We start from the raw sequence: 14,612 nt of genomic DNA on the forward strand, positions 1-14,612 counted from the left end.
AAAGGCTTTTCCATGCGTACCTCCTCCTCCGTCCTCCTTGCCGCCGGCGGCACCGCCGCTCTGATGGCGCTCGGCCTGGCACCGGCAGCCGCCCACGTGCATGTCACCCCCGACACCACCGGCGCGGGCGAGTCCGCCCTGCTGACCTTCGACCTCTCGCACGGCTGCGAAGGCTCCCCGACCACCGCCCTGACCTTCACCCTCCCGGACGAACTGGCGGACGCCACCCCCACGGCCCACCCCGGCTGGGACATCAAGAAGGTCACCGAGGAGCTCGCGGAGCCGCGGACCCTGCCCAACGGGTCACAGGTCAGCTCGCGGACCAGCGAAATTGTTTACACCGCCAAGGAACCGTTGCCCGACGGCGTCCGGGACACCATTACGCTCGGCGTTGACCTGCCCGACGCCGAAGACACCACCCTGGCCTTCCCCGTGCTGCAAAGCTGCGAAAAGGGGGAAACGGACTGGTCCCAGATCCCGACCGATGGCCAGTCCGGCCACGACCTCGACTCCCCGGCGCCTGCGGTCACCATCACCGAAGCGGACGACGACGATGATCACGCCGCCGGCGACGAGCACGGCAGCGCCCACGGCACCACGCCGGAAAGCGCCGATGACCGGGACGACGACGTCGAGGCCGCCGAAGTTGCCGGCTATGTCGGCCTGGGCGCCGGACTGCTGGGCCTTGCGGCAGGCGTCACCGCCCTGATCCGCACCCGCGGGCGCAACCGGGCCTGACCCGCGGAACCTGAGCGGGCGCCGGCAGCTTGTTCCCGGCGCCCGTAACGGTTTTGCGTCATTCCGTCCTGCCGGGCGGGGCGGATTGACGCGCCCCCGCCCGGCAGGAAAGGTGAGAGCATGATCACCATGGCACCTGCCTCCCCCGTCAAAAAGTCCTTCCCGTCCCGCAAGGCGCTAGCCCTGGTGGCTTTGCTGACTCTCTCCGGTTCCGCGTTGGCCGGCTGCGGCGGCTCAGGGGACGACGGCGGCGCGTCAGTGTCCCCGTCGGCATCAGCCAGTGAGACCACACCCTCACCGTCAGCATCCAGCGAACCTGCTCCGGCTCCGGCTTCGTCGCCGGCAGCCACAGGCGGATCAGCGGCCGTTGGCCCCGTTCCCTGCACGGCCGACATGCTTGCCGGCGCTGTGGAGAATGTTCCCGGCGGCGCCGGAGCGGACGGCATCTCCCGTGTCCTGGTGCTGACCAACATCTCCACCGACGGCACCTGCACCGTGGCCGGCTACCCGGGCGTCTCCTACCTCGACGCCGCCGGACAGCAGGTGGGCGCACCGGCCGCCCGGACCGAGGCGGCGGCAGCCGTTCCCGTCACGTTGGCACCAGGCCAGGCAGCGGCCGCCGAACTGCGGGAAACCGTGGCGCAGAAGTACGGAAACTGCCAGGTGCTGGAGACTGCGTCCCTGCTGGTCTATCCGCCGGAGGACACCGCTTCCCTGACCGTCCCCTACTCCTCCACGGGTTGCACCAACGCGGATATCGAGCTGATGCAGGTAGGGATCCTGCAGGCTCGCTGATTTTCGGCCTGCAGCCGAACCCCCGGTGACAGCGGCCAAACTGTCACCGGGGTGCGGAAGAATAGTGCCATGACATCGGCATCTTCGGTGCTAGCCAAGTTCACCCCCGCCACCCGGGAATGGTTCGAGGGTGCCTTCACTGCGCCCACCCCGGCTCAGGTGGGAGCTTGGGATGCGATCTCGGAGCGGGCCAATGCACTGGTGGTCGCACCCACCGGGTCGGGCAAAACACTGGCCGCATTCCTCTGGGCGCTGGACAGCTTTATTGCCTCTGCCGCCGCTGCCGACCCCGAAGGCCTGCCGCCCGCCGAACTGCCGCTTCAGGAACTGCCTGAACCCGCTCCCAAACCGGCGGGGCGAAAGCGTACCCGGGAACCCAAACGCAAAACCAAGGTCCTCTATATCTCCCCATTGAAGGCCCTCGGCGTCGATGTGGAACGCAACCTCCGCTCGCCGTTGATCGGCATTACCCAGACCGCCAAACGGCTGGGCCTGCCGGCGCCGTCCATCACCGTGGGCGTCCGGTCCGGCGACACTCCGCAGAATGAGCGGCGCGCCCTGCTGACGCGGCCGCCGGACATCCTCATCACCACGCCCGAATCCCTGTTCCTGATGCTCACGTCTCAGGCCCGGGAAACCCTGGCCGAAGTGGAAACCGTGATCGTGGACGAGGTCCACGCCGTGGCAGGCACCAAACGCGGCGCCCACCTGGCCGTTACGCTGGCCCGGCTGGATGCCATGCTGGAAAAGCCCGTGCAGCGGATCGGGCTCTCCGCCACAGTGGAGCCGCACGAAACCGTGGCGCGTTTCCTCGGCGGCAATGCCCCGGTGCGGATCGTTGCGCCGAAGTCCCGGAAGAACTGGAACCTCACCGTCACCGTTCCGGTGGAGGACATGACGGATCTGGGCAACGCTCCCACCACCGAGGACACCGTGGAGGGCGGCTACGCTCCGCAGGCAAGCATCTGGCCGCATGTGGAAGAAAAGATTGTCGACCTCATCGAGGCGAACCGATCCACCATCGTGTTTGCCAACTCCCGGCGCCTGGCCGAGCGCATCACTGCCCGCCTGAACGAGATCCATGCCTTCCGGCTGGAGGCTGCACAGGCAGCCACCGGAACGGACGGAACCGCAGCACCCGTGCCCGTCGCCGCCCGCCCGCCGGCCCAGATCATGGCGCAGGCCGGGGTGTCCATGCTGCGGCGCGAGGACCTCGCGGTCGAAGACGACACCCCCGTACTGGCCCGGGCGCACCACGGCTCGGTGTCCCGGGACCAGCGGGCCCTGATCGAAGACGACCTGAAATCCGGCCGGCTGCGCTGCGTGGTGGCCACCAGCTCCCTGGAACTCGGCATCGACATGGGGGCCGTGGACCTGGTGGTGCAGGTCGAATCGCCGCCGTCGGTGGCCAGCGGGCTGCAGCGGGTGGGCCGGGCCGGGCACCAGGTGGGTGAAATCTCCCAGGGCGTGATGTTCCCCAAGCACCGCGGTGACCTGCTGAACTCCGCGGTCACCGCCGAGCGGATGCTGGCCGGGCAGATCGAACCCCTGGCCATTCCGGCCAACCCGCTGGACATCCTCGCCCAGCAGACCGTGGCCGCCGCCGCGCTGGGTTCCATCGATGTGGAGGAATGGTTCGACGTCGTCCGCCAATCCGCACCCTTTGCCGGGCTGCCGCGCTCCGCGTTCGACGCCACCCTCGACCTGCTTTCCGGCCGCTACCCCTCGGACGAGTTCGCCGAGCTGCGGCCCCGGATTGTCTGGGACCGCACCGAAGGCACCATTACCGGCCGGCCCGGAGCGCAGCGCCTCGCCGTCACCTCCGGCGGCACCATCCCGGACCGCGGCCTCTTCGGCGTCTACCTGGTGGGCGATTCCGAGGGCAAGAACAGTCGGCGGGTCGGTGAACTCGATGAGGAGATGGTCTACGAGTCCCGGGTCGGGGACATTTTCGCCCTGGGTGCCACGAGCTGGCGGATCGAGGACATCACCCACGACCGGGTGCTGGTCTCCCCTGCCTTCGGGCAGCCGGGCAAACTGCCGTTCTGGCGCGGGGATACCCTCGGCCGGCCGGTGGAACTGGGCCGCGCGCTGGGGGCGTTCGTCCGCGAGATGGCGGCCGCTGACGATGCAGCGGCCCGGGAACGCCTGACGGCCGTCGGGTTGGATGAGTGGGCCGCAGGGAACCTGATTACGTACCTGCGCGACCAGCAGCAGGCCACCGATGTGGTGCCGAACGATCGGTCGCTGGTGGTGGAACGCTTCCACGACGAACTCGGCGACTGGCGGGTAGTCCTGCACAGCCCGTACGGCATGCCGGTCCATGCACCCTGGGCACTCGCCGTCGGGGCGCGGCTGCACGCCCGTTACGGGCTGGACGGTTCGGCCATGGCATCGGATGACGGCATTGTGCTGCGCGTGCCGCTGATGGAGGACGAACCGCCCGGCGCCGAGCTGTTCCTGTTCGACCCGGAAGAACTGGACTCCATCGTTACCGCCGAGGTGGGCGGGTCGGCGCTGTTCGCCTCGCGGTTCCGCGAGTGTGCGGCGCGTGCGCTGCTGCTGCCGCGGCAGAACCCGTCCAAACGCACCCCGCTCTGGCAGCAGCGGCAGCGGTCGGCGCAGCTGCTGGATGTCGCTAAAAAGTACCCGACGTTCCCGATCCTGCTGGAAACGGTGCGCGAATGCCTGCAGGATGTCTACGATCTGCCCGCGTTGAAAGACATTGCGTCCGGGATTGAGCGGCGCGAGATCCGGCTCGCAGAGACCACCACGCCCTCGCCGTCGCCGTTCGCCCGCTCCATGCTCTTCGGTTACGTGGGCGCTTTCCTGTACGAGGGCGATTCGCCGCTGGCCGAGCGCAAGGCCGCCGCCCTGTCCCTGGATCCCACGCTGCTCAATGAGCTGCTGGGCCGGGCCGAACTGCGCGAACTGCTGGACGCGCGGATCATCGCCCGGATCGAGAGTGAACTCCAGCGGCTGGATCCGGACCGCCATGCCCGCGGGCTGGAAGGCGTGGCGGACCTGCTGCGGCTGCTTGGACCGTTGTCCGTTCCAGAGGTAGCCGCCCGCCTGCAGCCGGTGGAGCTTGCCGTTGACGAGACCGGGACTGCGGTGGAACCGGCTCCTTCCACAGCCACCCCGGAGGACGCCGAAGAGCTGTTGGAGCAACTGGTCCGCGCCAACCGGGCCCTGAAAATCGGCATGGCCGGCAGCACCCGGTATGCGGCCATCGAAGACGCCGCCCGGCTGCGGGACGCCCTCGGAGTTCCGTTGCCGATGGGCGTGCCGCTGGCCTTTATCGAACCCGTTGCGGATCCGCTCGGGGACCTCGTCGGCCGGTATGCACGCACCCACGGACCCTTCACCGCCGCCGAAGCCGCCGCCCGGCTGGGCCTCGGCGTCGCCGTCGTCACCGGCACCCTGCAGCGTCTGGCCGGCGAGGGACGCCTCGCCGAGGGTGAATTCCGCCCCGCTGAAACGCTGCTGCTGGACGCGGCCGCCGGCGTCGATTCCACTCCCCCGGCCACCGTCACCGTTCCCGGCTCTCCCGCCGGCACCGAATGGTGCGACGTCGAGGTGCTGCGGCGGCTGCGGCGCAGTTCGCTCGCGGCCCTGCGTTCCGAGGTGGAGCCGGTGGACCCGGCCACCTACGGTCGGTTCCTGCCGGCCTGGCAGAATGTGGGATCGTCATTGCGCGGGCTGGACGGCGTGGCCACGGTGATCGACCAGCTTTCCGGCGTGCCGATCCCGGCCTCGGCCTGGGAACCGCTGATCCTGGGCTCCCGGGTGCGCGACTACGCCCCGGCCATGCTGGATGAGCTGACCGCCACGGGCGAAGTGGTGTGGTCCGGCAGCGGCTCCCTGCCGGGCAACGACGGCTGGATTGCCCTGCACCTGGCCGAAAACGCACCGCTGACGCTCAACCCCTCCCCTGATTTCGAGCCGGGCGGCCTGCACCAGCGGCTGCTGGAGCTGCTGGGCAACGGCGGCGCGTACTTCTTCCGCCAGCTCGGCGACGGTCTCGCCGCGGACGGCATGGCCGAAACGGATGCGAACATCATTTCCGCCCTCTGGGAACTCGTCTGGGCAGGGCGGATCAGCAATGACACCTTCACCCCGGTGCGGTCCCTGCTGTCCGGCGGGAAAACGGCCCACAAGCAGCGGGCCGCCACCCCGCGTGCCCGCACTGCCCGGATGGGACGTCTTGGACGGGCACCCGGGGCGTCACTGACGGGCAGCTCCATGCGGCTGGCGGCCGGCGGCGGCGCGTCCGCCCCGGCGCTCCGCAACGCCCCGCCCCTGGTCGCCGGGCGGTGGAGCATGCTCCCCGAGGTGGAAACCGACACCACTCTGCATGCCCACGCCACGGCCGAGCTGATGCTGGACCGCTACGGTGTGGTCACCCGCGGCTCCGTGGCCAGCGAAGGCACCCCGGGCGGCTTCGCCCTGCTCTACCGGGTTCTGGCCCGGCTGGAGGAAATGGGCAGGTGCCGGCGCGGCTACTTCATTGAGCAGCTCGGTGCAGCCCAGTTCGCCGTGCCCGCCACGGTGGACCGGCTGCGCTCCTTCTCCGAAGACGCCCAGCTGAAGCAGCCCGAACCGTCCGCCGTCGCACTGGCCGCCACCGATCCGGCGAACCCCTACGGCGCCGCCCTGCCCTGGCCCACCCTGGAGGGTGGACACCGGCCCGGCCGCAAAGCCGGAGCGCTGGTGGTCCTGGTCGACGGCGAGCTGGCGCTGTACGCCGAACGCGGCGGCAAGACACTGCTGACCTTCACCGAGGAGCCGGCCACCTTGGAGCTTTCCGCAGCCGCGCTGGTGCGGATTATCCAACGGGGCGCGGCGGAGAAAATGGCCATCGAGAAGGTCAACGGGACGGATATCCTCGATACGGAGGCTGCGCGGGCACTGACCGCCGCAGGTTTCTACACCACGCCGAAGGGACTGCGCTACCGTGTCTGAGCTGTCGGTCCTGTGCGTAGTCGAGCCGGGGAGGAACCGTGCCTGAGGGCGATACCATCTGGCGGGCGGCGAGGGACCTCAATGCCGTCCTGGCCGGCAAAGAGCTGACCCGGTGCGATATCCGCGTGCCGAAATTCGCCACCACCGATTTCACCGGCTCCGCGGTGCAGGACGTCGTATCCCGCGGCAAGCATCTGCTGATCCGCGGCGGCGATCCCGTGGACGGCTGGATCCTCCACTCCCACCTGAAAATGGAGGGGCTTTGGCACGTTTACGCGCGTGGAGAGAAGTGGCGCCGCCCCGCGTTCAAGGCCCGCTGCATCCTCGAAACGGACACCCACCAGGTGGTCGGATTCGACCTCGGGTTCCTCCGGGTACTGTCCCGCAAAGACGAGGACGACGCCGTCGGCTACCTGGGTCCGGACCTGCTGGGACCGGACTGGGATGCCGAGGAGGCACTGCGCCGGATCAAGGCCCAGCCGGACCGGCCGATCGGCCTGGCACTGCTGGACCAGCGGAACCTCGCCGGCATCGGCAACATCTACCGGTGCGAGCTGTGCTTCCTGGCCGGCATCCACCCGCTGACCCCGGTCTCGGATGTACCGGATCTGCCTCGACTGGTGGACCTGTCCAAGCGGCTCCTGGAGGTCAACAAGGCCCGCTCCCGCCGGATCACCACCGGTGCCATGGGCCGGGACCAGCTCTGGGTCTATAACCGGGAACGGCGGGGCTGCCTGCGCTGCGGCACCAAGGTGGCGCATGAGCTGCTCGGCGACAACGAGATGGAAATGCGGGACCTGTACTACTGCCCGCACTGCCAGCCGTTTCCCTAAATGCCTGCCCGCTCCCCGGCCCCATCGATGGCAGAATGCTTCGCATGGCCAATCCCTCGAACTCCCGCACCGGGGGTCTGCAACTCTCCGCGACGACCATCAGCTCCCCGGACCCGCGGGGACTTGCCGCGTTTTATGCGCGGCTGCTGGAGTGGGAGACGGTCACGTCGGAGCCTGATTGGGCGGTGCTGCAGAATCCGTCCGGCGGCCCCGGTGTGTCTTTCCACATTGACGAAGACTATGTGCGCCCGGTGTGGCCGTCCGCCGAGGGCAACCAGCAGATGATGATGCACCTGGATATCCGGGTGGACGATCTGGACTCCGGTTCCGCCCACGCCATCGAATGCGGAGCCGTGGCTGCCCAGCATCAGCCGCAGGAGGATGTGCGGGTGTTCCTGGACCCGGACGGACATCCTTTCTGCCTTTTTGCACTGACACCACCTGCCCCCAGCTGGAACCGGCCGCTCCGGGCCCAGCCTCCTTACCTCAGCTGCCGGGCGGCCCGCCGGACGGAATCACCGATGCGGTGCAGCCGTTCCGAGTCCAGCTTCCAGGCCTGCCAGTACAGCAGGACATCCCGATGCGCACGCTCATCGAGCAGCACCAACGTCCCGTCCTGGAGCCCGTTACCCAACTGCAGTTCCGGCAGCATGCCCCAACCGAGTCCTGCACGGACCGCCGCCACGAAGGCCTCCGAGGACGGGATAGTGTGCCGGGGCGGTCGGCCGTCGACGCCGCGCTCCTGCAGGAAGCGGCGCTGCAGATCGTCCTTGGCATTGAATTGAACCACCGGCATGGCTGCCCAATCGACACCGTCCTCGCGCGTGAAGCGCTGCTGCAGGTCCGGCGTCGAGACCGGGAGATAGCGCATGGCACCCAATGCCTCGACCCTGCAGCCGTTGACCGGTGTTGGGTCGGCAGTGACGGCGCCGATGACGTCTCCCTGGCGCAACAGCTGCGCGCTGTGGTCCTGGTCTTCGACGTGCAGGTCCAGGGTGCTGTCCGTCCACTCGGCTGCTTCGGAGAGGACGGGGAGAAACCATGTAGCGAGGGAGTCCGCATTGACGGCCACCGGCGTCGGCGTCCGCGGTGAGGTGCCGCCCGAGAGTGCGGAGCGGGCTTCCCCTTCCAGCAGCTGCACCTGCCGTGCCATGCGCAGCAGGACCGCGCCGGCATCCGTCGGGGTGCTGGGCAACCCGCGGCGGACGACAACCTGGCCCACGGAGCTTTCCAGTGCCTTGATGCGCTGGCTCACGGCCGACGGACTAATATGCAGCCGGTCCGCCGCCGCTTCGAAGGTTCCCTCGTCGACGACGGCGGCCAGCGCCCGGAGATGCTCGAAGTTCATGAAGCAAACCTAATGCATGCTTCAAATCTTTCGTTTGTCTGAACGGATGCAGCTGGTTACCGTCGAGGGATGTTGAGTATTTGGGTAACCGGAATGGTCACCGGCCTCGGACTGATCGTGGCCATCGGAGCGCAGAATGCCTTTGTCCTGCGGCAGGGGCTGCGGCGCGAACACATCGGCGTGGTGGTGGCCCTGTGCATCATCAGCGATGCCCTGTTGATCCTGGGCGGCACCGCCGGGATCGGGGCATTGGTGTCCCGGTTCCCGGCGGTCCTGGAAATCCTGCGCTGGGCCGGCGCCGCCTATCTCGCCTGGTGGGGCATCCGATCCCTGATCTCCGCCGCCAGGCCCTCGGTGCTGGAAGCACAGGCACCGAGGGCGAAGGGCACCGTCATCCTGACCACCCTTGCCCTGACGTTCCTGAACCCGCACGTCTATCTGGACACCGTGGTGCTGCTGGGCAGCCTGGCGAACCACTACGGTTCCGATACGCGCTGGGTTTTTGCGGCCGGCGCCGTCGTCGGAAGCGTGCTCTGGTTTACGGCGCTGGGCTACGGTGCGCGCAGCTTATCCACGGTGCTGAACCGGCCGCGCACCTGGCAGATTGTGGACCTGCTGATCGGCGTCGTTATGCTCGTCCTCGCCGTCCGGCTCGTGGTCGGCTGACTCGGCGTAAGCCGCAGATGCGCCTATGCCCGCGCGTGCGTGGCGGTAACCCAGCGCAGCAGCGAGTACAGCAGCTGGGATGCACCGGGCATAAAGCCGGATCCGTGGTGGTAGACCGGATCCATGGTGGTTACCAGCAGCCGGGCGGGCTGGTTCACCTCGTCCACGTACAGCAGCGAACCGGACTCGGCACCGTCCTCTTCCATCACCACCAGCGAACGGGCACCGGGGCGCGGGTGCAGCAGACCGTGGTGATGCCAGGACACGGACCACGGAGTGAGGAATTCCCACATCGGATCCTCCGGCAGCCGCAGCCGGGTGCCGTTGTCCTCGCCGGTGCGCCACATCCAGAACACCGTGGGGCGGAAGCTGTAGCCGACGCCGGGCAGCCACTGTTCGACCTTGTTCTCGCCGAGCACGATCACGGTTTTTGACGGGTCCTGCAGCGCCGCCAGGATCGCCGGAACAAAGCGGGCGAGCTGCCCCTGATGCAGCCGGTCGCTGACAATCACCACTTCCAGGTCCGCGAGTACGGCCGGATCGGCATCCGGAAGATAGACGGATTCCAACCGGTACGGTGCCAGGGCCGGGTCGGCCAGGGTCCGCAGGGGCTGGAACGTGCCGCAGTGCAGCAGCCCGATCCGAGGCGCTGCCTGCCCCGCTTGGCGAGCGGCGGCGGCGGCCGGGCGTGTGCCGGCGGCGGCTGCCGGTACTGCCGGTACTGCCGGCTTCAGCTCAACTGTGTCCCGCACTCCGCCTTCCAGCCACTGCACCAGGTTCGGCCCCAGCACGCGGGTGGAATACTGATCGTCGCTGAAGCTCTCCAGGTCATTGCCGCCGTGGACGAGCACTTCCCCGTTCCCCAAGGTGTAGCTGTAGTCCAGCGGGAGCCGGTACTGGCCGATGCCGGTCACCACGGTCGCGCTCTCGGGCAGGTCCAGGTGATAGCCGCGGCCGTAGAAACCGGCGACGCCGATCTCCTCCAACCGCTCGTAGCTGTGGGTTCCGGGCACTCCGGTGCGGTAGTGCAGGTCCCGGTAGTCAATGCCTGCCCACACCGGATGCGGCCGGACCGGATGCGGCCGGACGTCCTGCGCGCCGCGGAATTCCAGCTTCCGCCAGACCGCCAGCCCGTCGATAAACGGCTTCACCACCTGGCCGTTGACCAGAACCCGGCCGCCGGCGCGGACGAAGCTGGTGAGCGCTTCGCGGTGCCTGCCCAGCAGGAGATGGTCCACCCCGCCGCCAATCACCAGGGCGTCGGCCGAGAGTATCCGGGCGCGGGCGGCGTCGTCGTCGAGGTCGTAGGCGTCCACCTCCTCGAAGGCGCCGCGCCAGGTGGTATCGGTCTGGCCAAGCATCGGCGTTCCGCCGATCAAGCGGATAATCACGGGTGTTCCTTTCCAAAAGGTGTTCGTATTTCCACCGGAGTCGGCCCTGGAGTGGGTGCCCCAACGGCGCCGGGCACCGGGCAGGCGCGGCAGGACGGGCCGAAATCCGGCACGGCGATCACGCGGTCGCCGGATTCCGTGCCCACTGTGGGGGTACAGATCGGCAGTCCGTAGACCTCGGAGAGGGCGGGACCGGTGAGCAGCTCTTCGGTGGGACCCCAGCGGACGTCGTGGCTGCCGACAAACAGCAGTGCGTTGCGGGACACGTGGAGCGCATGGTCGGGATGATGAGTGGTCATGATGACGCCCATGCCCTCCGCGGCCAGTCCGGTGAGCACGCTCAGCACGCGGGACTGGTTGTTCAGGTCCAGTGCAGAAGCCGGTTCGTCCAGGACGAGCAGTTCGCAGCCGGAGGCCACGGCCCGGGCAATGAGCACCAGCTGCCGCTGCCCGCCGGAGAGGGTGGAATAGTCGCGTCCGGCCCAGGCAGCCACGCCTACCCGTTCCATGGCCGCATCGGCGGCGGCGTGGTCCTCGGGGCGCGGAGTCTGATAGGCACGCAGGTGCCGGGTGCAGCCCATCAGTACCATGTCGGCGACGGTGAAGGACGGGCCAGCGCCGTGGTCCTGGGGCACGTACCCGATGCCCGGCGCCCCGTGAACCGTTCCCTCACGCGGGGAAAGCAGCCCGGAGAGGCACTTGAGCAGCGTGGTTTTACCGCGGGCGTTGGGGCCCAGGATGGACAGGATCTCCCCGCGTTCCAAGGAAAAGCCGAGGTTCCGGAAGAGCCACGGGCGCAGCCGGGAATAACGGAAACCGAGGTCGGTGGCCTGCAGCAGGGGCGCGGAGCCGGCGGCCGGGCTGCCCGCCACCGGATGAACCGTGCGGGACAGGGATGCGACGGTCATGAGAGCTCGGCTTTCTTCTGCGAACGGGCCAGCAGCACCACGAAGACGGGGGCGCCGATGATGGCGGTCAAGATGCCCAGCGGCAGTTCACTGCTGCTGATGGAACGGCTGAGGGTGTCGATGAGCATCAGGTAGGTGCCGCCCAGCAGCAACGACGCCGGCAGCAGGATCCGGTGGTCCGGCCCCACCCAGAGCCGGGCGAGGTGCGGCACCACCAGTCCCACCCAGCCGACGGCCCCGGCCACGGCCACGGTGCCGGCCGTCATCAGGGCAACGGCACACAAGAGCACCACCCGGGAGCGCTGCGGGTTCACGCCCAGCGCGGCGGCGTCGTCGTCCCCCAGGGACAACACATTCAGGCGCCAGCGCAGGGCGAGGACTATCGTTGCGCCGATGGCCACCGGGACCAGCGCGGTGAGCACCTTGTCATAGCTGGCCGAGGCGATGGAACCCAGCAGCCAGTGCACAATCGAGGGCAATTCGGAATACGGATCGGCCAGGTAGGTCATAAAGGAGACCAATGCGTTGAAGAACGCCGCCACCACAATCCCGCCCAGGACGATCATCAGCATTGCGTTGTCCCGTCCGCCCAGCCGGCCAAGCAGCAGGACGCCGGCGAGTGCGGCCAGCCCGAACCCGAAGGCACCGCCGACCATCCAGCCACCGGACAGCCCGAGGGTCAGCACCAGCACGCCGCCGAAGGACGCCCCGGCCGTGACGCCGATAATGTCCGGGCTGACCAGCGGATTGCGGAACAGTGCCTGCAGGCAGGCGCCGCCGAGCGAGAGCGCGCCGCCCACCAGGAAGGCCAGCAGCACGCGCGGCAGCCGTACATCCAGGACCACGGTGGCTTCCTGCTCGGTCCAGGTCCGGCGGAGCATCCCTTCGCCGCCGAAGAGTGCGGTGACTTCGTTGAACAGGATGCGCAGGATTTCGTTCGGCGGCACCCAGTACCGGCCGGCGGCCATGGAAACCAGGGCCACCGCGCACAGGATCAGGACGCAGAGCGGCAGGATCAGCCGGCGGCGCGTGGATTTCAGCGCCGACGACGGCGGGGCACCGGCCGACGACGCCGGGCCGGCGGCGCGGGCGGGTGCAGCCGCGCTATGAGAAGCCGCCACCTCAGCCACGGAAGACGTCGTAGCCAACGCTGGCACCGTTCAGGTCCAGCCGCAGGGCGGCATCAATCTGCGCCTCGCTCACGTCGTACCCGTAGAGGTACGCGATCTTTTCCTTCATGGCGGTGCGCAGGGTGTTCTTGGTGCGGCCGGGATGGAACACCTCGGCTGCCCACTGCCACATCAGCGGCGATTCGGCGCAGGGCACCTCCCAGCGGTAACCGCCCAGCGGTGCCTTGTAGACCCGGCGGGTTTTGACGGCAGACACGGAGGCGAGGGACGGATCCGCATAGACCTCCGCCGGGGTGCGGGTATCGAAACCGCCCAGCGTGATGACTTCGGGATCCCACTCGATCAGCTGCTCGGCGCTGACCACGTTCTCGGCCGAAAGGTTCTCCGCCGCCATGTTCTGCCCGCCGGCCAGCTCCATCCAGTAGTGCATGTAGGAGGACTTGTTGGAGGCCGAATAGCCGTCACCGGACTGGCCAAGGTGGACCACCCGCACCGGCTTGGAAACAGCGGCGAGCTCATCCTCCAGCCGCGCGATTTCAGCATGCATCCAGCCCACAATTTCGGTGCCGCGCTCGGGCTTGCCGAGGATGGTGGAGAACAGGGACACCCAGGTTTCCAGGTACTCCTGCGTTCCGTAGAGCAGGCAGACGGTTTTGAAGCCGGCGTTTTCCAGCGGCTCCACAAGTCCGTCGCCCTGGTCCGCCCACTGGAACACCACGTCGGGTTCCAGTTCGGTGATGGTCTCGATGTTGGGCGTGAAGCTCGACGGCGAGATGGTGGTGGTGGTTTTCGATTCCGGGAACATCTCCCCGAACAGGCCCTGCCGGTTTGCCTGCAGAGTGGATTCGTTGATGCCCACGATCTTGCCGTACCCGCCGTCCACCGCGGCCAGCATGGACGGGGAGGGGATGACCGTGGTGGCGATTTTCTGCACCGGGCCATCGAAGGAAACCTCGACGCCGCGCATGTCGGTGACGGTGAAACCGCCGGATCCTGCTGCATTCCCTGCCGCGGCCACGGTGTCACGGCTGGAGCAGGCCCCCAGCGCCAACGCCAGGAAGCCGAGCCCGGCTCCGCCCAGGATATTGCGGCGCGAGGGTCCGGATTTGGGGCGGAGCGGGGAGATTTCGGGTGCAGTCAAGGACGTTCCTATCGCAGGCGAGAGGTAAGGATTACCTAAGCGGACCCCTACATCTGACCACAACCGAAGAGATTAGAGCACGTTTTTATGCCCTAATTACGGTGTGAAATGCATCGCATTGATTCCTAGCCGTCCTACCTTCCAGCAAGGCTAGGATTGGTGGAATGGATACGCCTCAGCGGCCCTCAGGGCAGGACGGCTATTGGTACGGCCCCGATCCGGAGCATCCAAAAGCCCGCGCCGTACTGGATGCAGTGCGCAGCTACCGTGCCGCTGAAACCCTGGTCCGCCGACGCACCCAGGATGCCATGGGGATGAACGAAAACGACCTCCTGGCCATGCGCTGCCTCATGCAGGCCCGGCAGGCCGGCGGGAGCCTCGGCCCCAAGGACCTGAGCAGGCTCCTTGGCATCTCCACCGCCTCCACCACCGCACTTATCGACCGGCTGGAACGCGGCGGGTACGTACGACGGCGCGCCCGCCCCAATGACCGCCGCGCCTGGGAGATCGTCCCCACCGACACATCGGACAGCGACGTCCGCCAGACCGTGGGCGATATGCACCAGCGCATGATGCAGGCCGCGGCAGAGCTGTCGCCGCAGGAAGCCGAGATTGTCATTTCCTTTATGGGCCGCCTGCGTTCCGCCCTGGAGGACCCGAGCCCGGACCCGGGGCACCGGCAGGACTAGCCCCGTCC

11 protein-coding genes and 1 pseudogene are annotated in these 14,612 nt (G+C 68.2%); 7 read left to right on the forward strand and 5 right to left on the reverse strand.

Annotated features, from left to right (window positions below; genetic code table 11):
• Positions 1 to 12: 12 nt before the first annotated feature.
• The 5 genes and pseudogenes from LOC56_RS14480 to LOC56_RS14500 all read left to right on the forward strand — a co-directional run.
• Complete coding sequence (locus LOC56_RS14480; RefSeq protein WP_229952983.1) at positions 13 to 738, forward strand: YcnI family copper-binding membrane protein; 726 nt, start codon at positions 13 to 15, stop codon at positions 736 to 738.
• A gap of 120 nt (positions 739 to 858) precedes the next feature.
• Positions 859 to 1,533: a DUF4232 domain-containing protein gene (locus LOC56_RS14485; protein ID WP_229952984.1), complete on the forward strand. Its 675-nt coding sequence runs from the start codon at positions 859 to 861 to the stop codon at positions 1,531 to 1,533.
• A 69-nt stretch (positions 1,534 to 1,602) separates the two neighbouring features.
• Positions 1,603 to 6,498: an ATP-dependent helicase gene (locus LOC56_RS14490; protein ID WP_229952985.1), complete on the forward strand. Its 4,896-nt coding sequence runs from the start codon at positions 1,603 to 1,605 to the stop codon at positions 6,496 to 6,498.
• A 38-nt stretch (positions 6,499 to 6,536) separates the two neighbouring features.
• The gene (locus LOC56_RS14495) at positions 6,537 to 7,331 is read left to right on the forward strand and encodes an Fpg/Nei family DNA glycosylase (RefSeq protein WP_229952986.1); all 795 of its coding nucleotides are present in this window, start codon (positions 6,537 to 6,539) and stop codon (positions 7,329 to 7,331) included.
• A gap of 44 nt (positions 7,332 to 7,375) precedes the next feature.
• Positions 7,376 to 7,699 (forward strand): annotated as a pseudogene (locus tag LOC56_RS14500) (VOC family protein); the annotation flags it as partial.
• 113 nt (positions 7,700 to 7,812) lie between these two features.
• Here LOC56_RS14500 and LOC56_RS14505 read toward each other — a convergent pair.
• Entirely contained in the window at positions 7,813 to 8,679 is an 867-nt protein-coding gene (locus LOC56_RS14505) for a LysR family transcriptional regulator ArgP (RefSeq protein WP_229952987.1), read from the reverse strand.
• Between the two features lie 93 nt (positions 8,680 to 8,772).
• Here LOC56_RS14505 and LOC56_RS14510 point away from each other — a divergent pair, with 93 nt between their 5' ends.
• Complete coding sequence (locus tag LOC56_RS14510) at positions 8,773 to 9,345, forward strand: LysE/ArgO family amino acid transporter (protein ID WP_442860112.1); 573 nt, start codon at positions 8,773 to 8,775, stop codon at positions 9,343 to 9,345.
• A 23-nt stretch (positions 9,346 to 9,368) separates the two neighbouring features.
• Here LOC56_RS14510 and LOC56_RS14515 read toward each other — a convergent pair whose 3' ends face one another.
• Genes LOC56_RS14515 through LOC56_RS14530 form a run of 4 tightly spaced genes read right to left on the reverse strand, consistent with a single transcriptional unit; the run spans position 9,369 to position 13,915 of the window.
• On the reverse strand, positions 9,369 to 10,736 hold the full coding sequence (locus LOC56_RS14515; protein ID WP_229952989.1) for a hypothetical protein: 1,368 nt from the start codon (positions 10,734 to 10,736) through the stop codon (positions 9,369 to 9,371).
• Positions 10,733 to 11,644 (reverse strand): ABC transporter ATP-binding protein, encoded by a 912-nt coding sequence (locus LOC56_RS14520; protein ID WP_229952990.1) that lies wholly within the window; start codon positions 11,642 to 11,644, stop codon positions 10,733 to 10,735. Before LOC56_RS14520 ends, LOC56_RS14515 begins: the two co-directional genes overlap by 4 nt.
• A complete protein-coding gene (locus tag LOC56_RS14525; protein WP_229952991.1) occupies positions 11,641 to 12,792 on the reverse strand; it encodes a FecCD family ABC transporter permease in 1,152 nt (383 codons plus the stop codon). The genes LOC56_RS14520 and LOC56_RS14525 overlap by 4 nt, the downstream gene beginning before the upstream one ends.
• Positions 12,767 to 13,915 carry an ABC transporter substrate-binding protein gene (locus LOC56_RS14530; RefSeq protein WP_229952992.1) on the reverse strand — a complete coding sequence of 383 codons (1,149 nt, stop codon included), beginning with the start codon at positions 13,913 to 13,915 and terminating at the stop codon, positions 12,767 to 12,769. The genes LOC56_RS14525 and LOC56_RS14530 overlap by 26 nt, the downstream gene beginning before the upstream one ends.
• A gap of 164 nt (positions 13,916 to 14,079) precedes the next feature.
• Here LOC56_RS14530 and LOC56_RS14535 point away from each other — a divergent pair, with 164 nt between their 5' ends.
• Positions 14,080 to 14,604 (forward strand): MarR family winged helix-turn-helix transcriptional regulator, encoded by a 525-nt coding sequence (locus LOC56_RS14535; protein WP_229952993.1) that lies wholly within the window; start codon positions 14,080 to 14,082, stop codon positions 14,602 to 14,604.
• The last annotated feature ends 8 nt before the right edge of the window (positions 14,605 to 14,612 follow it).

Source organism: Arthrobacter sp. zg-Y179 (assembly GCF_020907345.1).
Lineage (GTDB): Bacteria > Actinomycetota > Actinomycetes > Actinomycetales > Micrococcaceae > Arthrobacter_B > Arthrobacter_B jinronghuae.